Genomic DNA, 25,696 nt, shown 5'->3' with positions numbered 1-25,696 from the left:
TCTCTACGATCAGATTATTTATGAAAGAAAATATAAAAGTAAGCATGCTTACGATACCGGATAATATAAAATTCCACTTCAATGTGCCAGTCCGCATTTTAAATTTCCTTTACACCTTGATTTACTGTACGAATGTTTAACATCCCTGTACAGCTATCTAATTCGATTGTACGGCCACAATTTCCTCCTGTATCTTCTGCTACAATTGGAATTCTTGCTTCTTGAAGCGCTATGCGACATGCTTCCACATTGCGAGGTCCAATGCGCATCGTATCACTTGTGGAGGTAAAAGCAAACATCTGCGCTCCACCTGCCATTTTGGCAACAATTCGACGTGCATTTGCTCCAGCTCGTTCCATATCTTCAATGAGTTTTGGAATAGCCGTATCTGCATACTTAGCAACATTCAGCAAGCCTTTACTCAATGAAGAATCAGGAAGCATTACGTGTGCCATACCAGAAATTTTGCTTTGGCTGTCGAATAATACAACCCCTACACAGGAGCCCAAACCTGTAGTACGGATACGATTTGGAGATTTTGTGATATTTAAATCAGCCATTCCAACTTTTACAATGTTCATTCAAGCGGCACTCCCAGCGCGCGGAATAATTGTGGAAGAGATGCCGGATCCGGCAACAGGAAGAAGTGGCCTTCCAACTCTTCGTTTCCTTCAAAAAATGCAGTATCAATTGTCAGGGCAAAATCTCCAGCATGACCGATCTCCAGCAACCCGTATGACAAGATTGCTCCTGCCATATCAATAGCAACAGCCGGAGGAGAAGGCTGCATATTCAATCTCGTAAAATCCGCAAGAGATGACAAATAAGAGCCTGTTAAAATGTTTCCAATCTCATTGAGAGCAGATAATTCCATTTCATCAAACCACTCATCATCATCTGTCTCAATCCCCATCAGTTCACGAAGCAACTTTTTAGCAGAAGAAAGAGAAATGATAAAAAACATATTCCCGGGAATGTCACCTTTCACCTGCAGAAATACACATACAACAAGTGATTCATTCCCTCCTACAGAGTCTGCAATTTCATCAAACGCAATTATTTTTACTTGTGGCACTTTCATGTCAATCTCCTTAGAGATTAACCGTGACAGTGCGGTGGCTGCGTTGCCGGCTCCAATGTTTCCAACTTCACGCAGCACATCAAGCTGAAAGTCACCGAACTGATCAAATTTCATATTATGCCTCAAGATTTTCTAATTGTTTAATTTCATCCGTATTCAATACTTTGTCAAGGTTTAAGAGAATAAGCAACCGACGGTCAAGTTTCGCAACACCACGCAAATATACTGCCTCGATACCGCCTACTACCTCCGGCGGTGGTTCGATTGCATTAATCGGGATGTCAATGACATCGTTGGCCGAGTCAACAATAAGCCCAACCTCAATTTCACCAACGGCAACAATGATGACACGCGTCGTCTCATTATATACTGCTTCTTCAAGACCGAAGCGTCGGCGAAGATCAACAATCGGGGTTACAATACCACGCATATTGATGACCCCTTTTACGAAATAGGAGGTGCGTGGAACTCGTGTAATGTGTTCTAGACGTTCAATTGATTTTACCTGGTTGACTTCTACCCCGTATTCTTCATCTTTCAGACGGAACACAATCACTTTGATTTCTTCAACGATATCTTTATGATCCAACACGATTGTTACCCTCCTTTATTTAATTAATGCGTTGCAGTCAATAATAAGCGCTACCTGACCGTCGCCAAGAATTGTGGCACCCGAAATGGCAAACACATTAACCAGATACTTGCCTAAGGATTTCAGTACTATTTCCTGTTGTCCAATAAAGGAGTCGACAACAAGACCAGCCATTTTATCCCCTTTGCGTACAATCACAACAGAGATATCACTTTCCTTCGACTCTTCACTATCTGGAATGTTGAAAATCGATTTCAAGGATACAAGCGGTACAATCCGGCCACGGAAGTCAATAACATCCTGCTGGTGAGCATGCATAATTTCATCCGGTGTGAATACTGCTGTTTCGATAATGGAGCTAAGTGGTACAGCAAACTTTTCATCTTCCACCTGTACAAGCATTGCTGAAATGATAGACAGTGTAAGCGGAAGCTGAATCAAGAATGTCGTTCCAGCGCCTGGAGTGGAATCAATACCGACTGCCCCCCCAAGGGATTCAATCTTTGTTTTTACAACATCCAGTCCAACTCCCCTGCCAGATACATCTGAAATTTTATCAGCTGTACTCAGACCAGAAGCGAATAAAAGTTCGTCAATCTGCTTATTAGAAAGATTAGCAGCACCTTGTTCCGTGACAATACCGCGTTCAATTGATTTCGCTAATACTTTTTCACGATTGATCCCGGCACCATCATCTTTTACTTCGATAAAGACATGGTTACCACCATGGTAAGCCTTTAGTTGAACAAGTCCTTCCTCTGGCTTTCCTGCCGCAATACGCGCTTCTGCTGATTCCACCCCGTGGTCAAGCGAGTTGCGTAATAAGTGAACGAGCGGATCTCCAATTTCATCAATAACAGTACGGTCAAGTTCTGTTTCTGCACCAATAATCTCCAGATTGATCTTTTTATTTAAATCTTTCGCAAGATCACGCACCATACGTGGGAAGCGATTAAACACCTGCTCAACCGGGACCATACGCATCGTCAGAATAATGCTTTGTAAATCTCCACTAATGCGGCTCATGTGTTCAACTGTCTCCATAAGCGCACTCTGTCCAGACTCACGTGCCAACTGCTCAAGACGACCACGATCAATGACAAGTTCACTGAACAGATTCATCAGCACATCAAGGCGTTCAATATCCACACGAATCGTTTTGCTTGCTGCTGGCTTTTTGTTTACAGGAGCAGCTTTCTCCTCTTTAGCTGCTACTTCCTTCACCTCTGCAGACTGTACAGTAATCGGTTTAGCTTCTGGTGCTTTTACAGTTTTCTGTTGTTCTTTATACTTCTTTGGATCAATCACAAGCACTTCTACCGATTCAATCTCCGAGACGTTAAGCACTGTCTTTTCGACTTTTTCGATATTTTCTTTTGTTAGCAGCACAATCTCAAAGGATTTTTCGAACTTTTCCTCTTCAATCTCTTCTACACTCGGTGTTGTTTTAATAATTTCTCCAAGCGAGTCAAGACTGTCATATACCATATATGCACGTGCCGCTTTCAGAATGCAGTTGTCTTGAACTGAAGTTTTAATCCAATATGCTTGGAAGCCTGTCTGCTGTGACTGTTCAACTACAGTCAGTTCATATTCATCTAAGTTGCCCAATTTCTGCTGTTCATCCGCTTCAGGTACAGAGACCGCTTCCGCCACTGCTACTTCTGACGTTTCCTCTTCTGCTGCCGGAGAGAAATCACCGCTTAAAATTGCCTGTAGCATCGCGACAACATGGCTTACATTTTCTTTACCATCTCCGCCGCCTGCAATAGAATACAGCATGGTTTCAAGCAAATCTACACATTTGAAAATGACATCCATAATGTCAGAATTAATGACAAGCTTATGGTTCCGTGCTTGATCAAGCACATTTTCCATCTCATGCGTAAGTGCCGCCATGTCTTCAAATCCCATTGTTGCTGCCATTCCTTTTAGTGTATGTGCTGAACGAAAAATTTCGTTAATCAAATCTACACTTTCCGGATCATTCTCTAGCACAAGCAGGTTATCATTGATGGCTTGAATGTGCTCTTTTGATTCTTCGATAAACATATCTAAGTATTGATTCATTTCCATAACCATCCACCCCCCTTAACAATTCAAACAACGAACAAGCTGGTCTGAAATTTCATGCAAAGGTACAACTTTATCGACAACACCTGCCTGAATGGCTGCACGCGGCATTCCAAATACAATACAGGTTGACTCGTCTTCGGCAATGACTGTCTGAATGCCCGTTTCTTTCATCGCCTTAATTCCGGCTGTTCCATCACTTCCCATACCAGTCATAATAATTGCATGTTTAGCAGAGTAAGAAAGCCGAGATATTGATTCAAAAAGCACGTCAACCGATGGCCTGTGGCCGGCTCGTAGCTCTTTTTGATTAAGCGAGAGATAAAAAGTCCCGTCACGCTTCTGACATACTTCCATGTGATAATTACCCGGTGCAATGTAAGCACAGCCCTTGCGAAGCGGTTGATTATCTTCCGCTTCCATCACACTAATTGCACACAACGAATCCAGACGCTGGGCCAGTGAACGCGTAAATCCAGCTGGCATATGCTGCACAATAACAAGAGAACCGTTCAGGTTAGCTGGCAGTCCACTCAAAAAAACTTGAAGCGCCTTAGGTCCGCCTGTTGACGTACCTACTGCAATTAAATGACCAATCCCCCCTGCACAGGAAGACTCGTCTTTCTTGCTCCCTCCGCAGGAGTTACCATTGTTTTTGCATTTGGTGATGTATCAGTTGCAGACATAGATAGCTGCTGTACCCTCCTACTTGCTATGGAGCGCTGATGAATGCGAGATAGCATCTCGCTTCCCTTGCGAAGATGAGTTATATTCACCTGCGCTGCTGCCTTTACTTTTTTTATTATATCGGCTCCAACTTTATGAAGATCAAGTGAGATTGCACCAGATGGCTTTGAAATAAAATCGACAGCCCCCATTTCAAGTGCTCGAATCGTTTCAGTCGCCCCCTGACTGGTCAAACTGCTGAGCATTAGCACTGGCAGTGGATGTGTCTTCATAATAACAGACAACGCATCCAACCCGTTCATGACAGGCATCTCGATATCGAGCGTAATCACATCTGGCTTAAATTTTTCTACAAGCTCAACCGCATCTTTCCCATTACGCCCTTTCGCGACAACTTCAATGTCAGGATCACTTGCTAAAATATCTTCAATAATCTTCCTCATAAAAGCCGAATCATCGATAATAACAGCTCGGATCGGACGCAACACACTCCCCCTCCTCTCGCTTTATTTCCAAAACGAGCGCAAACGTGAAATAAATCCTTTCATACCTGTTTGTTTTGTCTGTTCGTTTTCTTGCTGTAAATAGGAGAGAACCAGGTCACGCATACTGTGGGCGGCTTTGCTAGAAGGGTACACCAGTGAGAACGGCTGCTGTTTTTTCACAGCTCTAGCAACATGATCATCATCAAACACAAACCCTAGCGATCCAACTTCCAAATTAAGAAACTGTCGAGAAACAAGAGAAAGTTTATCTGCCACGAACTTCCCTTCTTTTGCACTGGCTGCCCGATTGACAATAATCTGAAAATGTGCGTCAGGCTTTCGACTATGCGTCATTTTAATTAAGGCATACGCATCCGTCAATGCAGTTGGTTCTGGCGTCGTGACAACCAGAATTTCATCAGCCGCCAACAAAAAACGAAGTGAATTTTCCGACATGCCGGCTCCTGTATCCAAAATAATGACATCTGCATAGCCGTGAAGCTGGGCTAGCTGTTCAAAAAAGTATCGCAGTTTACTCTCGTCCAGCTGAAAAATTTGCGACAGCCCGGAACCTCCCGCTATAAACTGTAGTCCATTAGGCCCCTTCTCAATAATATCCCAGATAGAGAGACCTTTGTCTATGAGATCAACAATATTTTTTTGTGAAGAAATACCTAAAAGAATATCAATGTTTCCAAAACCCACATCCACATCCATAACAACAACACGTTGTCCTTTTTGTAGCAAGCCCAGGGAAAAGTTAAGTGCAATGTTTGATTTTCCTACTCCACCTTTTCCACTTGCCACTGCAATTACTTTTGTTTTGCGGCTACCATGCTGCAAAACGGATGGATGAGATGATTGCTGAAGTAGTTTTTCACGAAGCTGCTGTGCCTGGTCATTCATGTTCACGATCTCCTAACACCAGAGAAACAACACGCTCAGATGTGGCCTGTTCAATATCATCCGGAACATTTTGCCCGTTTGCAAAATAAGAGAGAGAAAGCCCTCGCTCCAGTACAAGATTCACAATGGCTCCATAGGAACGTGTCTCATCTACCTTTGTAAAAATGACTTTCTGGATCGGCACATGACGGAAGCTTTCTGCAACTGCTTTAATATCTTCATACTTTGCGGTCAAGCTTACGACAAGAAACGTCTCAATCGGCTGATGAGAAACAAGCAGTCGGTTTACTTCTTCTACATATTCTTTGTTGCGATAATTACGGCCAGCTGTATCCATAAAAATCAGATCACAGCCAGTCAAACGCTCAATCGTCTGTGGAAGCTCCTCTGCTGCATATACGACTTTCAGCGGGACATTCAAAATATTGGCATATGTTTTTAGCTGTTCAACAGCTGCAATTCGATATGTATCAGATGTAATCATTCCAACCTTCCGCTTATGATGCAGTACACTGGCAGCTGCTAGCTTGGCAAGCGTAGTTGTTTTTCCTACACCAGTTGGCCCAACAAAGCTTACAAATGCCGCATCCTGGTTTAGCGGTCCCGGTACTAGCTGAGATTCATCCATCCAGGCGGTGAGCTGTTTTCTAACTTCTGCCCATACCTTTGTTTCCTGGCTTAATTCTTCTGATGATAACTGCTTCATAACTCTCTCAAACAGCGAAACAATAATATCATCTTCTACTTCCTGCCTTTGCAGGCGCTGGCGAATGGTCATAAAAACCGACGGCATAGCAGCTGCTTTCTCATCTGTCAGCATCAGTTTCCACAGCATATTTCTCATATCGCCAATCTCTTTTGTCAGCACTTGAACGTTTACTTCCGGCGCCGGTGGTATATTCTCCTGTACAGCTTTTTGATAAAGGACAGCAGAAAAATCAACCGTTTCGCTGTCTTTTTTACCAAAGCTTGCTTTTGATACGGGCACAACCTCGATCGGAGTGGCGACAGCCGGTACAGGTGGTGGTGTCGTCTTTGTCGGCTCCGTTCGACGCGGACGTGGTTTTTCAGCATTCGGATCTATTGCTGCAATCACTTCAATTTGTTTTTTTCCAAACATCCCGAGAAATCCACCGGTTTTTACTGGCTTTGTATTTAAAATAATCGCATCTTTTCCTAATTCGGAACGTATTTGTTCCAACGCATCCGACATAGAATCTACGATATATTTTTTTACGCGCATTATACGCTCACCACCCCTATGCTCTGGATCTCAACGTCCGGTTCCAGCTCATTATACGAAAGAACAGGAATTTCAGGCATCATACGTTCAACAAGCTGGCGCAAATACATCCGAATTGCAGGCGATGTCAGGATAAGCGGCTGCTGGCCTGTCTGCAACATATGGTTTACCTGTTCCGAAAGAGAGTTGAAAATACGCTGTGAGGTTTCCGGATCAATCGCTAGATATGCTCCCTGCTCTGTTTGCTGCACAGCGTCCGCAATTTTCTTTTCTAAGGTCGGACCTGCTGTAATAACACGCAACGGTTCACCAGGTACTGCATAATGCAACGTAATCTGACGGGAAAGCGACTGACGAGCATACTCTGTGAGCAAATCAGTATCTTTCGTGTACGGTCCATAGTCAGCCAACGTCTCAAGAATCGTTGGCAAGTTGCGAATCGAGATCTTCTCACGCAACAGTTTCTGTAGCACCTTCTGTACATCCCCAATAGACATAACATTTGGAATAAGTTCCTCAACAAGCGCAGGCGATGTCTCGCGTACATTGTCGATGAGCGCCTTTGTTTCCTGGCGATTTAGCAGTTCATGTCCATAGCGCTTAATAATCTCCGTCAGATGTGTAGCTACAACAGAAGGTGGGTCTACTACCGTGTAACCGGCCATTTCCGCACGTTCTTTCACCTCTTCCGTCACCCAGAGAGCCGGCAAACCAAAAGCAGGCTCCACCGTTTCAATCCCGACAACAGAGTCATCCTCAATACCCGGACTCATTGCCAGATAATGGTCTAACATAATTTCGCCATGCGCAACCTGATTTCCTTTAATTTTAATAACATATTCATTTGGGCGAAGCTGAATGTTATCACGAATACGAATAACTGGCACAACAACTCCAAGTTCAATCGCACACTGACGACGAATCATAATAACCCGGTCAAGCAAGTCCCCACCCTGGTTTGTATCCGCAAGTGGAATCAGACCATATCCAAATTCAAACTCAATCGGATCAATGTGCAGCAAACTCACTACACTTTCCGGACTACGTACCTCATCCATCTCTGCTTCCTCTACAGATGCTTCAAGCGAAGCTGTGTCTGGTTCCATATTTCGCTGAAGGCGAAAAGCAAGGAAAGCCAGCATTCCAGCTACCGGAACCGTACGAAGCAGGCCAATTGGTGTAAACACCCCCATCAATAATACCGTAGCCGCTACAATATAGAGCAGTCTCGGGTAGGCAAGCATCTGTTTCGCTAAATCGTCACCCATGTTTCCATCAGAAGCGGCTCGCGTTACAATGATACCGGTCGCCGTAGAAAGCAACAGGGCTGGTACCTGACTGACTAGTCCATCACCAACAGACAGCAATGTAAACGTAGTAGCCGACTCAGAAAACCCCATATTATGAATGACCATTCCGATGATCAGGCCACCAATGATATTAATAATGAAGATAACAATCCCTGCAATGGCATCCCCTTTTACAAATTTGGTTGCACCATCCATCGCTCCGTAAAACTCAGATTCCTGACTAATTTTTTTACGACGCTGCTGTGCTTCTGTATCCGAGATGGCACCTGCATTCAAATCTGCATCAATCGCCATCTGTTTCCCCGGCATCGCATCAAGTGCAAAACGTGCTGCTACTTCTGCTACCCGCTCCGAACCTTTCGTAATAACCATGAAGTTAATGAGAGTCAGAATTAAAAAGACAACAAAACCGACAACAGCGTTCCCCCCGATTACAAACGAACCAAACGCCTCAATAACTTTTCCCGCCTCGGCGTGGGAGAGAATATTTCGTGTAGATGAAACGTTAAGCGCCAGACGGAAAATTGTTGTAATAAGCAGGATTGATGGGAAGACCGAAAACTGCGATGGATCATTCGTATTCATCGCTACAAGCAAAACAGTAAGCGATATCGAGATATTTATAATTAAAAGAAAATCGAGGAGGGGATTCGGCATGGGAATAACAAGCATCACGACAATAGCAATGACAAATCCCATGACAACCAAATCTCTACGACCCATCGTTTCTCCTCCTTCCATCCATTTCTTAGATTTTTCCTTTTAATCTGTATACATAAGCAAGAACTTCCGCTACCGCCTGGAACAGATCTTCTGGGATCGGTTGGTGAATCTCTACCTGTGCATACAGTGTACGTGCCAGTAATTTGTTTTCCATTGTGATGATGCTATTTTCCTCAGCAACTTTCCGTATTTTAAGAGCAACAAAATCCTGCCCTTTGGCAATTACAACGGGAGCTTTCATGGTCTCTCCGTCGTATTTAATCGCCACAGCAAAATGCGTTGGGTTGGTAATAACTACGTCAGCATTGGGAACCTCTTGCATCATGCGGCGCATAGCCATTTCACGCTGCTTCTGCTTAATTTTCCCCTTGATCTGCGGATCCCCCTCCATCATCTTATACTCATCTTTTATATCCTGTTTAGACATTCGAAGTTGCTTTTCATGCTGGAATTTTTGATACACATAGTCCAGAACAGCCAGCACAATAAGCAGAATAGCTATTGCAAAACCAAGCTGTATAATCAGCTTTCCGATAACCGTAATCATATCTCCGATAGTCTTAGTTGCTAGTGTCAGAAGATCTTCCTTTCCATTCCATAACACTAGCCAAGCAACTAGGCCAACTACCACTGTCTTAAAAACTGATTTGAATAAATTCACAACCGCCTGCATCGAAAAAATTTTTTTTGCACCTTTAATCGGGTCAAGCGCACTCAATTTAAACTTAAGAGGCTCAGTAGTAAACAACATCCCCACCTGGATATAGTTTGCAAAATAAGAAATAACGAGCGCAACAAGTAAAAAAGGCCAGACAATCAAGAAGCTCTGATAGCACATTTCAATCATTAAATTCCGTATGTTTTCTGGTGTAAGTTCCAGTAGCAAATAACGATTGAAGAAGCTAAGGAAAAACTGCTTCATCTGCTCCCCCATGCTTTTTCCTGCAAAAAACAGCAACAAAAATATAGCCAACAAAAGCAATGCAGCAGAAATATCCTGACTTTTGGCTACTTGTCCTTCTTCTCTCGCCTTCTGCTTTTTCTTTGGGGTTGCTTTTTCTGTTTTTTCTCCAGCAAAAGACTGCAAGTCCATCTGGACGTGAAGCATGTACATTAAACGGCCCCCATTATCTTAATCATCTGTGCCATAGAAGAGAAGACCACTTCCAACAGACGGCCGATTACGAAAAAGTACGCCGGAAACACAACAATCAACACAAGAAAACCACCCAGAAGCTTAGCCGGCATACCCACAACGAAAATGTTCATCTGCGGTACCGTCTTAGCTACAATGCCAAGTGCCACGTCCATTACAAATAGAGAACTGACAAGTGGTGCAGCAAGCAGCATTCCCGACATAAACATGTATGAAAACTTCTCCAGCAAAAATCCGGAAATAGAACCATCTCCCCACCCACTCATCCATTTGTCAAGCGGAATGGCCTGATAACTAGACAGCACACCTTCAATTAATAAATGATGCCCATTGACCGATAAAATAAATAGTAATGTTAGAACATATTTGAAATTACCCATCAGCGGGGAGTTCATGCCCGTTAACGGATCAATAACTGATGCCATGGCTAAACCTAACATCATATCAATAAAAGAACCCGCCGTTTGAATAGCCGACAAAAGAAGTAACCCAATGAACCCAAGAATGAGTCCTACCAGTACTTCTTTCAAAGCAAGATATACATACTCCCAATCCAATTGAATGGTACCACTCGCTTTAACTAGCGGAAATGCAATAAGTGCCAGAAAAAAAGAAAGCCCTACTTTATACATGGCCGGTATGTTTCGTGCAGAAAAAATAGGTGCTACTACAAAAAACGCCGTAATTCGAATAAACACAAGTAAGAAGGCTGGCAGTAATTCTACTAATTGCATCATGCGGCTACCCTATAAATTTGTATAAATTAGCCAAAATAGTAGAAGTAAAATCAAGCAAGTGATTAAGCATCCATGGTCCGAATATAACTAAGGCTACCATCGTAGCCACAATCTTTGGTACAAAAGCAAGTGTTGCTTCTTGAATGGATGTTGTCGCTTGAAAAATACTAACCAAAAGGCCGACTATAAGTGCAATCCCTACTAGAGGCGCACTTGTAAGCAGCAGGGTAAACACTGCTTTTTGGGCAAGTGAGATAATAAATTCCTGTGACATTGTCTACTCTCACTCCTATTGATAACTTAGCAACAAAGACTTAACAACGAGATACCAGCCATCTACTAGAATAAACAGCAAAATTTTAAATGGAAGTGAAATCATTACCGGTGGAAGCATCATCATCCCCATCGCCATCAAAACACTAGCTACTACCATGTCAATAACAATAAAGGGAATAAAAATCATAAACCCCATCTGCATCGCTGTTTTTAATTCACTAATTGCATACGCTGGAACGAGCGCGGTCAGCGGTATATCTTTTACTGTCTTCGGTTTTGGAGTTTTTGTATAATCCAAAAACAAGTTCAAGTCTTTCCCACGCGTATGTTTTACCATAAAGTTCTTAAAAGGATCAACCGCTCTTTCCAGCGCCTGTTCCTGTGTAATCTGCTTGTGCAAATACGGCTGAACCGCCTGTGTATTTACCTGTGAAAACGTAGGTGCCATGATAAAAAACGTAAGGAACAATGCAAGTCCTACCAGAACTTGTGTAGGTGGTGCCTGCTGCGTAGACAGTGCTGTTCTCGTAAATGATAGGACAATGATAATACGCGTAAAACACGTCATCATAATCAATATAGAAGGTGCCAGTGAAAGAATCGTAAACAGCAGTAAAATTTGCAGCGCTACTGATACATCTTCTGGATTTTTGGACGTCCCTAGCTTAATATCGATTCCCGGGATAGGCACAGACGCCGCATGACCGGTTTCAGGTACGAAGAGAAAAAGCACTACCAGCAATACAGACGCCATTATGTGCAAACGTTTCATATTTCTTATTCCTTCTCCTCTTCATTAAACAATTCTTTCTCTACACGCTGGCGCCGCTGCTTTGCCTCTTCCATCTTAGACTGAAACAGTGCTTGAAAGTTTCGATCCGCTGGTTGCCCTTTATCAATTTGTTTCTTAGAGATTCGGCCCATTAGAGTTTGAAAGCTTGAGATAGAAGAGACAGACTGTTGCCCCTGCGATTCGAGCAGAGAAATAATCTCATCTACTTCTTCCCCTTCAATATGACGTAGCAGATTAATATCTTCTCCTACACCAACTAGGTAAAGAGAAGACCCCACCTGGATGATTTGTACCGATTTCTGCGGCCCCACAGAGCAACCACCTAGAGATCGAATTGCTGTTCTTCCAAAAAAGATGTTCGTTCTCTTTCCTAAAAAGCGAAACAATATGTAAATGAGTCCAATAATCAGAGCAAGAGCTAACATAGTTTGAATCAGCAACATCGGCATGCTTGTCGTCGGTGAATTCGAAATTACTTCAGGTTCATTAAGAGCGGACTTAGTCGGAAGCGGAGCATTCGCATACGTTTGCCCCGCTCCCACTGCCCACCATATACCTGTCAGAAAGCTACATACCTTCAAATGTATTCTGTGTTTCATATCAGATGGCTCTTTTCTATCCTAACGTCTTTTTAATTGCTTCGATTACCCGATCTGCCTGAAATGGTTTTACAATAAAGTCTTTTGCTCCAGCTTGAATCGCATCAATTACCATTGCCTGCTGACCCATTGCTGAACACATGATCACTTTAGCACTTGAATCCAATTTACGAATTTCTTTCAGCGCTGTAATTCCATCCATTTCCGGCATTGTAATATCCATTGTGACAAGATCCGGGGACAGCTCTTTAAACTTCTCGACTGCCTGAGCACCATCGCTAGCTTCCCCAACTACATTAAATCCATTTTTCGTCAGAATCTCTTTAATCATCATGCGCATGAACGCAGCATCATCTACAATCAGAACTTTATTGCTCATATTTAAATACCCTCCTTACTTGCATCTACCATTATTGTAATTTCTGCATACGATCCCACTGACTAATGATATCCGTTACACGCACACCAAAATTCTCATCAATAACAACCACTTCCCCTTTAGCGACAAGTTTGTTATTTACTAGAATATCAACTGGCTCACCCGCTAGTTTATCAAGTTCGATGATCGAACCCGGTGAAAGATCTAAAATATCTTTAATTAATTTTTTAGTACGTCCAAGTTCAACCGTTACTTTAAGCGGAATATCAAGCAACATATCCATATTTTGCGGCAATCCCTGCGGCACAGTGCTATTTCCAAATGCCGAGAACTGCACAGGCTGTACATTTGCCTGTGGCTGTGGTGGCTGCGGCGGATAGGCTGCATATCCTTGTGGTGGATATGGCGGATATGGTGGATAAGCCGGCTGCTGCTGGTACAGACTTGGATCCATATACGGTGGTGGATAAGCGGCTGGGGGCTGCTGTGGCGGTTGCCCATAGTCATGTCCCATCCCAGCGGAAACTGGCTGTTGTTGCGGCATAGGCTGCGGAATAGCCGGTGGTATTTCCTGTACAGTCGGAGCTGGAGTTGAGTCTGGCATCGGTGCTGCCGGTTCTTCCCCCATGCCACCAATAAGCATATTTACCATCGATTTTGCAAATGGAATTGGTATGAGCTGCATGATGTTTGAATCAATGAGTGTTCCGATTTTCAGGCGGAACGAAACTTTAATAAGAATATCATCTTGCGGAATGTTCTCTGTTCCTTCTCCATGTGCCAGATCCATCATATCAATTCCTGGCGGAGAAATATTAACCAGTTTATTGAAAATTGTTGACATCGATGTAGCAGCTGATCCCATCATCTGGTTCATCGCTTCCTGTACAGCACTCAGGTGAATCTCGCTCAGTTCCTGTGGCGGACTTGTACCATCGCCTCCCATCATTAAGTCAGCGATAATTTGCGCATCCTGGGTACGTATCACAAGCAGATTGATTCCTTGAAAACCTTCGGTATATTCTACATGCACAGCCACATACGGCTGCGGAAACTGACTCTGTACATCCTCACGACGAATCGCACCAACTTTTGGTGTTGTAATATCCGTCATCTGACCAAGAAGACTAGAAAGTGCTGTGGCTGCACTGCCAAATGTGATGTTTCCAATCTCACCGAGTGCATCCTGCTCAAGCGGGGATAAGATATCATCAATATTAAGCTCCTGCTGATCTCCGGTCTCTTCCCCTTCATCTTCCAGATTGTTTTGCGTTAACAAAGCATCAATTTCATCCTGGGAAAGCATTTCCCTACTCATCTTCTTCCACCCCTTCTTCCTCCAACGCTTTTTCAATCAATATTGCGGACCGACCTCTAGAAGTTCCCGGCGTGGCAAGATACTTCGCCTTGCGTCCAATCAGAACTTTTACTTTATCTTCCGTCCGCTGATCGAGCTGGATGACGTCTCCTAGAGCTAGATTTAAAAACTCGCTAACAGAAATTGTAGATGTTCCAAGCTCTGCAATCAGAGGGAGCTTTGCGATTCGCACTCTTTCCTGAAGAATTTCTATTTCACGCTCATCCCGAGTCTTCTTTTGTGTGGATAACCAATAATGAGCAGAAAGCTTCACCATTAACGGCTCAAGCACAACATGTGGCAAACAGAGATTGATCATCCCGGTTGTCTCTCCGATTTTTGTACTAAAGGAGATTACAGCCACTGTCTCATTCGGTGACACAATCTGCATAAACTGAGGATTCACTTCTAGCAGTTCAAGTTCTGGCTCCATGTCGACTACATTTTTCCATGCTTCCATAAAACTGTCCAAAGCTCGACTGAAAATTCGTTCCATAATAATGGTTTCGATTTCTGTAAGCGCGCCTGTTTTATTTGATGTTGTGCCCGCTCCTCCTAAAAGACGCTCAAGCATCGCATAAGCAATATTTGGATTTACCTCCATCACCATACGACCTTCAAGTGGCTCCGCTTCAAATATATTCAAGATAGTCATCTTCGGTATCGAACGAATGAATTCCTCATAAGGAAGCTGGTCAACAGATGCAACACTTATTTGCACAAACGTTCGGAGCTGCGCTGAAAAATAAGTAGTAAGCAATCGCGCATAATTCTCGTGGATACGTGTCAGTGTACGAATCTGGTCTTTGGAAAAACGCAGCGCCCGCTTGAAATCATATACTTTTACTTTTTTCTCCAACTCTTCTTTTTTCAGCTCTTCCGCGTTCATTTCCCCGGATGAAATCGCTGCAAGCAGCGCATCAATTTCCGATTGGGACAAAACTTCACTCATAAGTGTCACCCCCTTATCTGCGTCATAATAACCTGCACTTACATGTCAATAATTTTATGTGTTGTAATAACCTTCAGAACTTTACCTTCTGTGAGAAGCGGATTCAGCCCTTTTTTTATCGCGTCTTCCATTTTCGCAATTCCACCAGCACCCTGAATATCTTCCGGTTTCATCGAAGATAAAGTTGTGATAATAATATGTATAACTTGAGGCTTACGTAACTCTAGCTCTTGTCTTGTCTTCTCATTCTCAGCCTGAATGGCAAACTTGGCTAGAATAAGCTTACCATCGATAAGATTAGTCCGAATCTCATCTGTTTCAAATGTAACTTTTTGGAATTCAGTAGCACTCATCTGCTGGATTTCCTGCTGATCCGACTTTGCTGCTGGCGCTGGCTTAAGATATGTTTGCCAGAGCACAAACGCTACCACACCCAGAAGTGTTACCGCAATGAGCAAAATGATCATCATGTTAATCAATTTGTTTTTGAATAACCCTTTAAGCATCTTCCAACCCCTCCGCTTTACGGTCTCGTTTCTGTAACTGCATTGTTTTAATCACATTAATCTCTCTATAAAAATTGGTCAGGGCTGAAAGAACCTCGGGAATAGATTCTCTGATAACAAACTTTTTTCCGTTGACCAATGTAATCATCGTGTCCGGTGTTGCTTCTACACTTTCGATCAACAATCCATTTACAATGTATTCTTTTCCATTCAATCGGGTCAGGCGGATCATCTACATCCCTCCAGTAAAAAAAGCGGGGGAGGAGTGAAGTCCTCCCCTTTCTATATTATAGTATGATGAAATCTATCGTTTTAAGTTTACAAGTTCTTCAAGAATCGAGTCAGATGTTGTGATAATTCGGGAGTTTGCCTGGAAACCACGCTGTGCGACGATCATCTCGGTGAATTCTTCAGAAAGGTCCGTGTTGGACATTTCAAGCATCCCTGAATACACCGGACCACGTTCTGCAGAGTTTGGCGCTCCAATCATTACCCCTTTAGCACCACCTGTTGGAGCATGACCTGCCGTCGTATCTCCTGCCATAAACAGAACCGTATCATCAGCCATGTTACCATTAGAGGAACCATTAACTTTATAAAGATTGTTTCCTGACTTTTCTAAACCACCCGGGTTTGCTACTGTTGCAAGACCTACTACCATTTTGCTTACTTCATTTGAGTTTGCAGCAGGAAATACCATAAGAGCTCCGCCTGCAGCAGGAACTGTCCCAGTCGGTTTTTGATCATATACTACTGTTATACTGCCGTCTGTACCAATCGAGAAGCTTTTCACTTTTACTGGAACACCATTTGTAGCCGGAGCAGTCGGTGCTACCGCAAGACGGTTTCCTGCCTTATCTTGTAAAAGATTAATCTTTTGAAGTGTAGTAGGTGTTGTTGCATTACCATCTGTCACCGTACCCATTACATACATTCCATTAGAGGTAGCAAGATTTCCATCTGCGTCTACACCAAAGTTACCCGCACGAGTCAGAAAGTAATCTTCCTTGGTCATGGCATTTTTAGTGGCATCCACTTTACCTGTTGGGGAAACAATGAAGAATCCATTTCCCTGAATCATTAGATCCGTAGGCACATTTGTCGTCATTGCTCCACCTTGTGTATGGATCGTATCAATGGTTGAGATTGTAGAACCAAGACCAACCTGCTTCGGATTTGTACCGCCGGAAGTAGCAGTCGGAGCATTCCCTCCGGACATCGCCTGACTTAACATGTCCTGGAATTCGATCCGACCCTTTTTAAACCCTACCGTATTCACGTTCGCAATATTATTTCCGATTACGTCAAGCTTGTTCTGGAATCCGCGCAAACCACCAATAGCTGAATACATCGAACGTAACATAATTTGTTTCCCCCTGTTTTTAAAATGTACCGCGTCTGTCAGTCAGCGATACCGAGCTTCCTCTGTAAGGGCCGGCCCGTACTTTTACAAGATTACCGCACTGTCAATATTTGTGAACACATTATCTCCCATCGAAGAACGGTCAACAGCTGTAATTACTTTTTGATTTGGGACATTGACGATATATGCAATATCGTTCATAAGAATAAGCGACTCGTTTGCCCCTTTTGCTTTTGCTTTCTTCACAGCGGATGAGAGACGGTTTAAGTCTTCACTGCTTAGCTGAATTCCCCGCTTTTCAAGCCGCTGTATGGCATGATTCGAAAATTCGATCGACTGCTGCTCTTTGATTTTCTGCGAAAAAATAGCCTCAAATGATATTCCCTGCTGTGAAGAAGAGGCTGGCTTTGCAATCGGTTGAGGCTGAGGATAAAAAACCCGTCCTGCCTTTATCTGGTTCATGATGCTGACCTTTGATTCGTTTGAGCAGAAGTGGTTGGGTTCGTAAGCGTCTCAACAAGTCCTATCGCTACTTTAGCGTCATCTTCCATAATAAGCTGGGTTGTTCCGTCTTTCATACTTACCGACTTTACAACGCCCTGCTTCGGCACATCTTTGTACGTCGTGTTTCCCATGGCATCTACTTCTTGCACCTTCTCCGTCCAGGTTACATTCTTACCAATCATTCCAGAAAGACCACCAAGTGTCTGGGATTCTGCTAGCGTACTCATCATCTTGTTCATATTCGTCATCTGCTCAAGCGTACTAAATTGGGCCATCTGGGCAATAAATTCACGATCCTGAAGTGGTTGAGTCGGATCTTGATTTTGTAGCTGAGTTACGAGAATTCGCAAAAAGTCATCTTTCCCAAGCATAGATTTTTCTTCTGCCGTCTTATTTACATTCTGAAAAGAGTTCTTGTACATCGTGGTGTCGATTATAGGCATGTATCTGTTCCTCCTCTCTTTATGAAATCATTATAACACCTCAGTTTCTTCAGCTATTCCTTCTTCATTCAACAAATCTTCCAGATTAAAGGCTGGCTTCTCCTCTTCCTCTTTAGAAGCTTGTTGCTGTTCTCGTTGAGAAGATTGCTCCTTGCCCTGTCCATTCAGCGTATCCTGATTCGTTGAGGAATTACCGGCAGATGTCTGCAACTGTGTTACTTCCAGCTTCTCTACATGGAGTCCGTGCTGCATCAGAGCCTGACGGAGCTGGTTTAAATGCTGCTCCACAGCCTCTTTCCCAGCAGCGTTTGCTGTAATGAACTGTGCCATAATATTTCCGTTCAATGCACTGATGCGCACATCAACCTGACCAAGATTTTCCGGAAAAAGACGAATGACTGTTTCCATCGCCCCTGTACCTCGATTCAACTGAACCTGTTTCAGGACCAATGTTTCCATCTCATTTACAAAGAAACGGGACGGGACAAGCGGGATATGGGCTTTTCCTGCTGAAGCCACCTCTTTACTCCCAATAGGTGTAACATCACTCAACTGATGATGCATGGCCTTCACTGCATCTCCTTCGCCCGGAACAACCGTTTCTATTTCTTCAGCAGTTGCAACTGTCGGCATAGAGGTTCCAGACTTCTCCTGATCTTTACCAGATTGCTGCTGAGACAATGCTCCCTGCTCGGTGGCAGTCTGTGGTTTCATCGGCAGTACAACAGCCATCTCCTGTATACCTTTTGCTTGTTCAGCGCTTGCTTCCAACTTTACAGAGTTTGTGGCAACAGTCGGTATATTCGCGCCTTTTAACATAGTAAGTACCTGCTCGAATTTTGCCTGAAGCCCTTGCGACATACCCTTGATTGGATTTACTTCGGCTGCCTTCTGCATACTAACAAGCATATCATACATCTTTTTCATCCATTCTTCTGGGGAAGCGTTCGGTAGTATAGACTGAACACCGTTCCCCTCGGCTGGCTGCTGCAAAGCAGACTCTTTTTGTGGCAATTGCGCATTCATAAGAGCATACAGTTGCTGAATAAGTGTTTGCAGTGCCGGGTTATCTTCGAGCTTTGCTGGCAGACCGTCTTCTTTTATAGTCTGCAAGATCTCGTCAAGAATGCTGTCCATCTGCTCCTGTTTACTTCCCGTTTGAACCGAACTACTTTCCTCCACTTTGTCATTTACCGGTGCTGCAGTTGCTTTCTCCAGTCGATCAGCAAATGAAGAGGACGCGATCGGTTTCGATGCAGCAGTTGATTTCGATGTGACAGCTGGTTTCGGCATCATTACATCCAGTTTATTTGTCCCCTGTACCATGTTTTTCACCTCCTTTCTCTACTTACTGTTTGACGCATTAATACGCCATCAGTTTCTGGCTAATTTTTGCCGCGAGTGCACCTTTTTTCAGGTCATTTGTAATGCTTGATAAAATGTCTCCTCGCTTCTGCTGATCCATGTTACGCATGACTGCAAGCGCTTTTTGCTCATCAGTCCGGAACAAGTTTTCAACTAGAACAGCAGCACTTGCTGGTTGCATCGTTGCGATTGAGGCTGCCACTTCTTCAGCTGATGCGTTATTTTTTACAATTTTAATTTCGTTCTGGATAGCTGCCTGTGCTTCTGGCGTAGCATCCGGCATCTGTCCCAGACTCATCTTCTGAATGAGTACGGTCATATCGGCTGCTTTTTTAGGATTCATCTTGGCCATAATAGAAGAACGATCTTCTGGCTTCATAACCTGAAGAAGATTAGCCGCTTCTTCAGGAGGCATTTTCTCAAAAATGGGAGCTGCTTTACCAGCAGACATCGCTGTATATATTTTAGCTAACTGCTTCATTTCTTTCAGGCGTTCTTCTGTAGCCTTCTGCTGTGATGCTTGTGCAGCTGTCGTCTGTGCAGACGTAGCCTGCTGGGCCTGATCCTGCATTTTCTTTTCTTCTTGTTGTTTCTGTTTCAATTTGTCAATCTCTTTATTTTTTAAGTCAAGCTGCTTTTGCAAATCACTCACACGCGCATCTGACTTGGCGGGTGTAGTCTCAGTCTGTGTCGTCTTTTTTGAATTTGGCGCAGCTGAATCCGGGATTAGCTTCTCAACCACCGGCACTTGATTCAATCCCTTCGCCAGCATCCCCACGACGTTATAGCCAAACATCTGCGCAATAATCGCCGATAATACAAGCGTAAATAGCAAAGGGATAAAAATAATGTAAAAGAACCATTCCATCTTACTATAGGATTGTTCCTCTGCTATTTCTTCCATAAAAAACACCCCTAGACCGAATTCACTTTTTGTCTGAAATAGCGTGCTACCGCAATTTCATCCAGCTCTCTCTGCTCCGTTTGTTTTTGCAGCTCCCTATATTGTTCATATGCATTCTCTTTAAGCTTCAACCAGACTTTTTCATCCATAACCCGCTCTGTCAAAAGCTCCTGCTTGGACTCTACTTCTTTTTCAGCCTGCTGCTTTGTACATGCCGCTTCTATGATCATGCGCTGCAAATGTCCAATATACTCGTAGCCACTTCGCAGTTCAGCAAGGGAGATCTGACTTTCTTGCTGAAGCTTTTGTTCCATCTCCTGCTTATTCTGTTCTAGATGTGTAAGCTTTTGCTCTTTGATTCGAAGCGCTTGAACGGAATGACTATAACTCATCTCCGCTTGCTCTTTTTCCTTGCCTTTAACATCAAGAATTTTTTGAAACGAATAAACAAATGACATGAAAGCCTCCTGTCTATGGTTTAAAACGTACTGGTCAACTGCGCAATGGCATCTTCAAGCGTGGATACTTCATCCGTCCCTTGATTAGTATATCGTAAAATCGTATCCCTGTACTGAATAGCCATGTCAATATCCCGACTGGCTCCTGACTTGTACGCTCCAATGTTAATCAAGTCTTCCGCATCCCGATATACAGCAAGCAATCGTTTTAACTCATTCGCCGCTGCCTGATGCTCAGGTGTAACAATCTCCTTCATTACACGGCTCACGCTTGCCAGCACATCAATAGCAGGATAGTGACCGCTATGTGCAAGTTTACGACTTAGTACGATATGTCCATCTAGAATACCACGTACCGAGTCAGCAATCGGGTCGTTCATATCATCCCCCTCGACAAGCACCGTGTAAAACGCAGTAATCGATCCTGCAGGTGATGTCCCGGCCCGCTCAAGAAGCCGTGGTAATAGAGCAAATACGGAAGGTGTATACCCCCTGGTAGCAGGCGGTTCTCCAATAGCCAGTCCTACTTCGCGCTGTGCCATTGCAAATCGAGTAACAGAGTCCATCATCATCATGACATTTAAGCCCTGATCACGAAAATATTCCGCAATCGCCGTTGTCAAAAGCGCACCTTTAATCCGAACAAGTGCTGGTTGGTCAGATGTAGCGACAACTACAACCGAACGGCGCAATCCTTCTTCTCCAAGATCGCGTTCAATAAAGTCAGCAACCTCACGTCCCCGCTCTCCAATAAGACCAATTACGTTCACATCCGCTTCTGTATTGCGGGCAATCATACTTAACAGCGTACTTTTGCCGACACCGCTCCCGGCAAAAATCCCGATGCGCTGTCCTTTCCCAACTGTTAGTAGCCCATCTATCGCCCGTACTCCTACAGAAAGCGGTTCTGTAATACGCGGGCGAGACAGCGGATTCGGTGGTTGATTATCAACTGGATATTCTGATAATGTGTCAGGAAAAGCCCCTCCACTCATCAGGCGTCCGTTCCCATCGAGCACTTTACCAAGCAATTCCGGACCTACTTTTACCGTCAAAGGTTTTCCAGTAGCCACAACATCACATCCTGGCCCGATAGATCCAAGCTCCCCAAGCGGCATAAGCAGCACCTTATTGTCTTTAAACCCGACAACTTCTGCTTGAACAGGAGCGCTAGAGTTAGCCGGATAAATATGACATACCTCACCGATACGTACAGCTGGCCCCATCGACTCTACCGTCAACCCGATTACTTGAGATACTTTCCCATTCACGCGGATTGGATTCAAATTTTGAAGGACAGACATATATTTTTCAAGCGTAAACATGTCCTTACTCACTTTCTCCTGCCTGAATCTCAAGCAGTGCCTTTTTTATCTCTGCAAGCTGAGTATCTACCCGTGCATCAATATTACCAAGTGATGTCCGAACAATACAGCCTCCATCCACAGCAGATTCATCCGGCACAACCGTCAATTCCACCTGACTATCGAGAACATCGACAAGCCGTGCACGGTTCTCTTGCACGTATGTATATGAATCCGGATTTACCGCTACTGTAATCGTTTTGTATTCCTGCGTATGAGAGAGCGCCCGGCGAATGAGTGTAAGAAGATGCTCCTGGTCACATTCAAACTGTTCTTTAATGACTTTACGAGCAATCTCAAGCGTAAGCTCTAGTACAAATGGCTCTGCTTCCCCAATCTTCCTTCTCTTCCAAGCAGGCGCCTCTGCGAGAATCGAGCGGGCTTCTGCAAGTGCATGAGAATACTCTTCTAAGGCTTCCTGGCGCCCTTGTTCACGCCCCTGCTCGACACCGGAGATGAAACCTTCTTCTGACGCTTGTCCGCGGACAATCTCATCTTCCTGGCGTCTAGCCTCCCACCAGGCATCCATCTCACTTTGCGCTTCCTCCATCATCTTCCTTGCCTGCTGGCGTGCTTCCTCGAGAATGGATTGTGCCTCTTCTTCTGCCTGCCGCAACCGTTCCTGATGCAATCGTGCGGTTTCATCTTCTTCCAGCGTCATATCCGCATCCTCTAAAGGATCAGGATCTGAGGAGGGAAACACTACTGCTTCGATAACTCGCTTATCTTCTACCGCTGAATAAAAGGAGGATTTAATAATTCTAGACAATGATCTCATCTCCTCCACCACGGGCGATAATGATTTCACCTGCTTCCTCTAAACGGCGGATGACGCCAACAATACGGGTTTGCGCTTCTTCTACATCACGCAAGCGTACAGGTCCCATGAATTCCATTTCGTCTCTAAACGTATCCACCATACGCTTCGACATATTGCGGAATACAACATTTCGCACTTCTTCATTTGCCACTTTAAGCGCAAGCATAAGATCCGCATTTTCCACCTCGCGAATCACACGCTGAATGGAACGGTCGTCGAGTACAACAATATCCTCGAATACGAACATACGCTTCTTGATTTCTTCGGCCAACTCTGGGTCCTGAATCTCAAGCGTATCGAGAATAATGCGCTCTGTACTACGGTCTACATTATTTAACATGTTAACAACTGCTTCGATACCGCCGGCCTGTGTATAATCCTGAACAACAGTTGAAGACAGCTTCTGCTCCAGCACACTTTCCACCTGACTGATAACATCCGGTGATGTACTTTCCATTAGCGCAATCCGGCGTGCTACTTCCGCCTGACTTTCCTGCGGAAGAGCAGACAGAATGATTGCGGACTGTTCTGGCTCCAGGTAGGAAAGCACAAGGGCGATCGTTTGCGGATGCTCATTTTGGATAAAGTTGAGGATCTGACCCGGGTCTGCTTTTCTTGCAAAATCAAACGGACGAACCTGAAGATGAGCGGTCAGACGATTAATAATATCAAATGCTTTTTGCTGACCAAGTGCTTTCTCCAAAATTTCTTTCGCGTAATTAATACCACCTTGCGAGATGTATTCCTGAGCTACACAAATCTGATGGAATTCTGTTAGAACGGTTTCTTTCTCTGAAATATCAACTTTTCTCACATTGGCAATCTCAAGCGTGAGTTGCTCGATTTCTTCTTCGCGCAGATGCTTAAACACCTGGGCAGAGACTTCCGGACCGAGCGAGATCAAAAGAATCGCGGCCTTTTGTCTCCCGCTTAGCTCCTTTGCCGAACGTGCCATGTACATCCCCCACTTTTATTCGTCTGCTAACCAAGATCGCAACAGGCTGACAAACTCTTCCGGACGCTGACCTGCCAGCTTCTCCAGCTGCTTGCGCACAAGTGCCTCTTCCCCATCATCTGCATACTCAAGATCCGGAACCTCAAGTGCTCCTGGCGCTGGTGCTGCCTGAACTTCTTCGATAGACTGGTTACGACGTCGACGAATGATAATAAATGCAACAATCGCCGCTAATACAACCAGTCCGATACTACCGTATATGATCCATGGATTAGTTCCGCTACTCGTATTTGTATTCTGAATCACAAAATTCCCTGGGTAAATTTGCACACGGCTAGTAATTTCTGCTGGCGTAAGTGCTGTACCTTGAGCAGCTAAAGTAGTCCGAACAACGTTAGATACAACATTCTCAATATTCGTCTTTGTGTTACCTGGGAGGGTAACAGAACCACCTTGCTGTTGTGGCTGTTGTAACTGTAATAATGCTGGGTCTACAGCGACACTAATCGAAATATCCTCAATTTTGTACGGCTGTCCGACGATATTTTTAGTAATACGGTTCACTTCACGGTTCACACGATCTTCAGTGTGCTCATGCTGACTTTCTGCGCCACCAGAATTACCTGCACCCGGATACCCTGGGATTTGTGATTGTCCAGTCCCAGTTGTGCCGCTTGCTTGCGTGCCTTTCCCGCTGGATGTGTCCTGAATTTTCTCGGAGCTAATGACAATTCCTTCATTATTGTCTTTGTCTACCGGTTCTACCAGCTTCTCTTCTGCCTGCGTTTTGTCAAAATTCAGTTTTACATACGGATACACAATGACTTTATTTTGTCCGAGAATGCTGCCAAGCAGATTTTGAAGATTTTTCTGAATATCGTTTTCGATATCTTTCTTGATCTTGCGCTGCTTGTCATATTGATCAAGCCCATATGCTGCGTCTTCCCCGTTACTTGCTTCAAGCATTCTACTGCTTTGATCCGTAATCACAATGTTTTCTTTTGGAAGATTCGGTACGCTTTTGGATACAAGATTATACAGCCCATCAATTTGCGGCTGTGTCAATTCTCGACCCGGTTCTACTGTTACAACAATAGTAGCTGTCGCTTTTTGTGTGTCTTCATTCGGACGCACAAATACGCTTTCCTGAGGCATTGTCAGAATGACATTAGCCTTCTGTACCCCATCTATCGTCTTCAGCAAGTCGGCAAGCTGCGTCTGCATTGCATCCCGTTCCACAACACTAAACTGGCGATCTGTCATGCCCATGCCGATATTCTGGCTAAAGATATCCAACCGTACGCCTTCACCCTTCGGTACACCTTTTGCTGTCAGATCGGCAGCCAGGGTGTATTTTTCTTTCTCAGGAACCAGTACGGACGTGCCATTCAACTGATATTTACCCTGATATCCCATCGTATCCAGCTCTTGTTTAATCTGGGCTACATCACTTTCCGTTAGATTCCCACCAAAAAGCGGAACATACGTCGGTCGAGATGCGATATAAATGCCCAGCGCTGCTGAAATAAGAAGAAATGCGGCTATCGCCCCGGCAATTACTTTTTGCTTTCTTGTAAAGCGGTTCGAAAAACCTGCTAGCTTCTCCCGCATTTGCTGTACTCTTTCGTTCATCCTCCACCCCGCCAATGACCATAAAAATAATTA

At 44.1% G+C, this 25,696-nt stretch carries 29 protein-coding genes; all 29 read right to left on the bottom strand.

The annotated features are described in order from the left end of the window. Positions 1-98: 98 nt before the first annotated feature. A complete protein-coding gene (locus tag CB4_RS09230; protein ID WP_096465230.1) occupies positions 99-581 on the bottom strand; it encodes a chemotaxis protein CheD in 483 nt (160 codons plus the stop codon). Further along, the gene (locus CB4_RS09225; RefSeq protein WP_096465228.1) at positions 578-1,195 is read right to left on the bottom strand and encodes a chemotaxis protein CheC; all 618 of its coding nucleotides are present in this window, start codon (positions 1,193-1,195) and stop codon (positions 578-580) included. Before CB4_RS09225 ends, CB4_RS09230 begins: the two co-directional genes overlap by 4 nt. A gap of 1 nt (position 1,196) precedes the next feature. Next, the gene (locus tag CB4_RS09220) at positions 1,197-1,673 is read right to left on the bottom strand and encodes a chemotaxis protein CheW (protein WP_096465226.1); all 477 of its coding nucleotides are present in this window, start codon (positions 1,671-1,673) and stop codon (positions 1,197-1,199) included. Positions 1,674-1,688: 15 nt separating this feature from the next. Further along, complete coding sequence (locus tag CB4_RS09215) at positions 1,689-3,749, bottom strand: chemotaxis protein CheA (protein ID WP_096465224.1); 2,061 nt, start codon at positions 3,747-3,749, stop codon at positions 1,689-1,691. Between the two features lie 15 nt (positions 3,750-3,764). Next, positions 3,765-4,283: a CheB methylesterase domain-containing protein gene (locus tag CB4_RS21510; RefSeq protein ID WP_231956203.1), complete on the bottom strand. Its 519-nt coding sequence runs from the start codon at positions 4,281-4,283 to the stop codon at positions 3,765-3,767. A 47-nt stretch (positions 4,284-4,330) separates the two neighbouring features. Further along, complete coding sequence (locus CB4_RS21505; protein WP_231956202.1) at positions 4,331-4,921, bottom strand: response regulator; 591 nt, start codon at positions 4,919-4,921, stop codon at positions 4,331-4,333. 18 nt (positions 4,922-4,939) lie between these two features. Then, on the bottom strand, positions 4,940-5,824 hold the full coding sequence (locus CB4_RS09200; RefSeq protein WP_096465220.1) for a MinD/ParA family protein: 885 nt from the start codon (positions 5,822-5,824) through the stop codon (positions 4,940-4,942). Next, entirely contained in the window at positions 5,817-7,067 is a 1,251-nt protein-coding gene (flhF, locus tag CB4_RS09195; RefSeq protein ID WP_096465218.1) for a flagellar biosynthesis GTPase FlhF, read from the bottom strand. Before flhF ends, CB4_RS09200 begins: the two co-directional genes overlap by 8 nt. Further along, entirely contained in the window at positions 7,067-9,100 is a 2,034-nt protein-coding gene (gene flhA / locus CB4_RS09190) for a flagellar biosynthesis protein FlhA (RefSeq protein ID WP_096465216.1), read from the bottom strand. Before flhA ends, flhF begins: the two co-directional genes overlap by 1 nt. A 25-nt stretch (positions 9,101-9,125) precedes the next feature. After that, a complete protein-coding gene (flhB, locus tag CB4_RS09185) occupies positions 9,126-10,214 on the bottom strand; it encodes a flagellar biosynthesis protein FlhB (protein WP_309146604.1) in 1,089 nt (362 codons plus the stop codon). Continuing rightward, positions 10,214-10,993 (bottom strand): flagellar biosynthetic protein FliR, encoded by a 780-nt coding sequence (fliR, locus tag CB4_RS09180; protein WP_231956201.1) that lies wholly within the window; start codon positions 10,991-10,993, stop codon positions 10,214-10,216. The genes flhB and fliR overlap by 1 nt, the downstream gene beginning before the upstream one ends. A 4-nt stretch (positions 10,994-10,997) precedes the next feature. Then, positions 10,998-11,267, bottom strand: coding sequence for a flagellar biosynthesis protein FliQ (gene fliQ, locus CB4_RS09175; RefSeq protein WP_096465212.1), 270 nt, complete (start codon positions 11,265-11,267; stop codon positions 10,998-11,000). A 15-nt stretch (positions 11,268-11,282) separates the two neighbouring features. Then, positions 11,283-12,041, bottom strand: a complete 759-nt coding sequence (fliP, locus tag CB4_RS09170) for a flagellar type III secretion system pore protein FliP (protein ID WP_096465210.1) — start codon at positions 12,039-12,041, stop codon at positions 11,283-11,285. Between the two features lie 5 nt (positions 12,042-12,046). Continuing rightward, a complete protein-coding gene (locus tag CB4_RS09165; RefSeq protein ID WP_096465208.1) occupies positions 12,047-12,661 on the bottom strand; it encodes a flagellar biosynthetic protein FliO in 615 nt (204 codons plus the stop codon). A gap of 16 nt (positions 12,662-12,677) precedes the next feature. Then, on the bottom strand, positions 12,678-13,040 hold the full coding sequence (locus CB4_RS09160; protein WP_096465206.1) for a response regulator: 363 nt from the start codon (positions 13,038-13,040) through the stop codon (positions 12,678-12,680). Positions 13,041-13,071: 31 nt separating this feature from the next. Then, the gene (fliY, locus tag CB4_RS09155) at positions 13,072-14,358 is read right to left on the bottom strand and encodes a flagellar motor switch phosphatase FliY (RefSeq protein WP_096465204.1); all 1,287 of its coding nucleotides are present in this window, start codon (positions 14,356-14,358) and stop codon (positions 13,072-13,074) included. Further along, complete coding sequence (gene fliM / locus CB4_RS09150; RefSeq protein WP_096465202.1) at positions 14,351-15,349, bottom strand: flagellar motor switch protein FliM; 999 nt, start codon at positions 15,347-15,349, stop codon at positions 14,351-14,353. Before fliM ends, fliY begins: the two co-directional genes overlap by 8 nt. A 38-nt stretch (positions 15,350-15,387) precedes the next feature. Continuing rightward, a complete protein-coding gene (locus CB4_RS09145; protein WP_096465200.1) occupies positions 15,388-15,855 on the bottom strand; it encodes a flagellar basal body-associated FliL family protein in 468 nt (155 codons plus the stop codon). After that, on the bottom strand, positions 15,848-16,087 hold the full coding sequence (locus CB4_RS09140) for a flagellar FlbD family protein (RefSeq protein ID WP_096465199.1): 240 nt from the start codon (positions 16,085-16,087) through the stop codon (positions 15,848-15,850). The genes CB4_RS09145 and CB4_RS09140 overlap by 8 nt, the downstream gene beginning before the upstream one ends. Positions 16,088-16,159: 72 nt before the next feature. Further along, complete coding sequence (locus CB4_RS09135) at positions 16,160-17,218, bottom strand: flagellar hook-basal body complex protein (protein WP_096465197.1); 1,059 nt, start codon at positions 17,216-17,218, stop codon at positions 16,160-16,162. An 84-nt stretch (positions 17,219-17,302) separates the two neighbouring features. After that, the gene (locus CB4_RS09130; protein ID WP_096465195.1) at positions 17,303-17,680 is read right to left on the bottom strand and encodes a TIGR02530 family flagellar biosynthesis protein; all 378 of its coding nucleotides are present in this window, start codon (positions 17,678-17,680) and stop codon (positions 17,303-17,305) included. After that, positions 17,677-18,165 carry a flagellar hook assembly protein FlgD gene (gene flgD, locus CB4_RS09125; RefSeq protein WP_096465193.1) on the bottom strand — a complete coding sequence of 163 codons (489 nt, stop codon included), beginning with the start codon at positions 18,163-18,165 and terminating at the stop codon, positions 17,677-17,679. Before flgD ends, CB4_RS09130 begins: the two co-directional genes overlap by 4 nt. Positions 18,166-18,195: 30 nt before the next feature. Continuing rightward, a complete protein-coding gene (locus tag CB4_RS09120; RefSeq protein ID WP_096465191.1) occupies positions 18,196-19,491 on the bottom strand; it encodes a flagellar hook-length control protein FliK in 1,296 nt (431 codons plus the stop codon). A 37-nt stretch (positions 19,492-19,528) separates the two neighbouring features. Next, on the bottom strand, positions 19,529-20,434 hold the full coding sequence (locus tag CB4_RS09115) for a MotE family protein (protein WP_096465189.1): 906 nt from the start codon (positions 20,432-20,434) through the stop codon (positions 19,529-19,531). Between the two features lie 11 nt (positions 20,435-20,445). Next, entirely contained in the window at positions 20,446-20,892 is a 447-nt protein-coding gene (gene fliJ / locus CB4_RS09110) for a flagellar export protein FliJ (protein ID WP_096465187.1), read from the bottom strand. Positions 20,893-20,912: 20 nt separating this feature from the next. After that, a complete protein-coding gene (gene fliI, locus CB4_RS09105) occupies positions 20,913-22,217 on the bottom strand; it encodes a flagellar protein export ATPase FliI (protein WP_096465185.1) in 1,305 nt (434 codons plus the stop codon). Positions 22,218-22,221: 4 nt separating this feature from the next. Beyond that, positions 22,222-23,025: a flagellar assembly protein FliH gene (gene fliH / locus CB4_RS09100; RefSeq protein ID WP_157737899.1), complete on the bottom strand. Its 804-nt coding sequence runs from the start codon at positions 23,023-23,025 to the stop codon at positions 22,222-22,224. After that, positions 23,018-24,031: a flagellar motor switch protein FliG gene (fliG, locus tag CB4_RS09095; protein ID WP_096465181.1), complete on the bottom strand. Its 1,014-nt coding sequence runs from the start codon at positions 24,029-24,031 to the stop codon at positions 23,018-23,020. The genes fliH and fliG overlap by 8 nt, the downstream gene beginning before the upstream one ends. Before the next feature lie 15 nt (positions 24,032-24,046). Continuing rightward, positions 24,047-25,663 (bottom strand): flagellar basal-body MS-ring/collar protein FliF, encoded by a 1,617-nt coding sequence (fliF, locus tag CB4_RS09090; RefSeq protein WP_096465179.1) that lies wholly within the window; start codon positions 25,661-25,663, stop codon positions 24,047-24,049. Positions 25,664-25,696 lie beyond the last annotated feature (33 nt).

The sequence above is a fragment of the Aneurinibacillus soli genome, from assembly GCF_002355375.1.
In the GTDB taxonomy this organism is placed as follows: Bacteria; Bacillota; Bacilli; order Aneurinibacillales; family Aneurinibacillaceae; genus Aneurinibacillus; species Aneurinibacillus soli.
The sequence above is the reverse complement of the archived record's forward strand: the minus strand, read 5'-3'. Positions and strand labels throughout refer to the sequence as shown.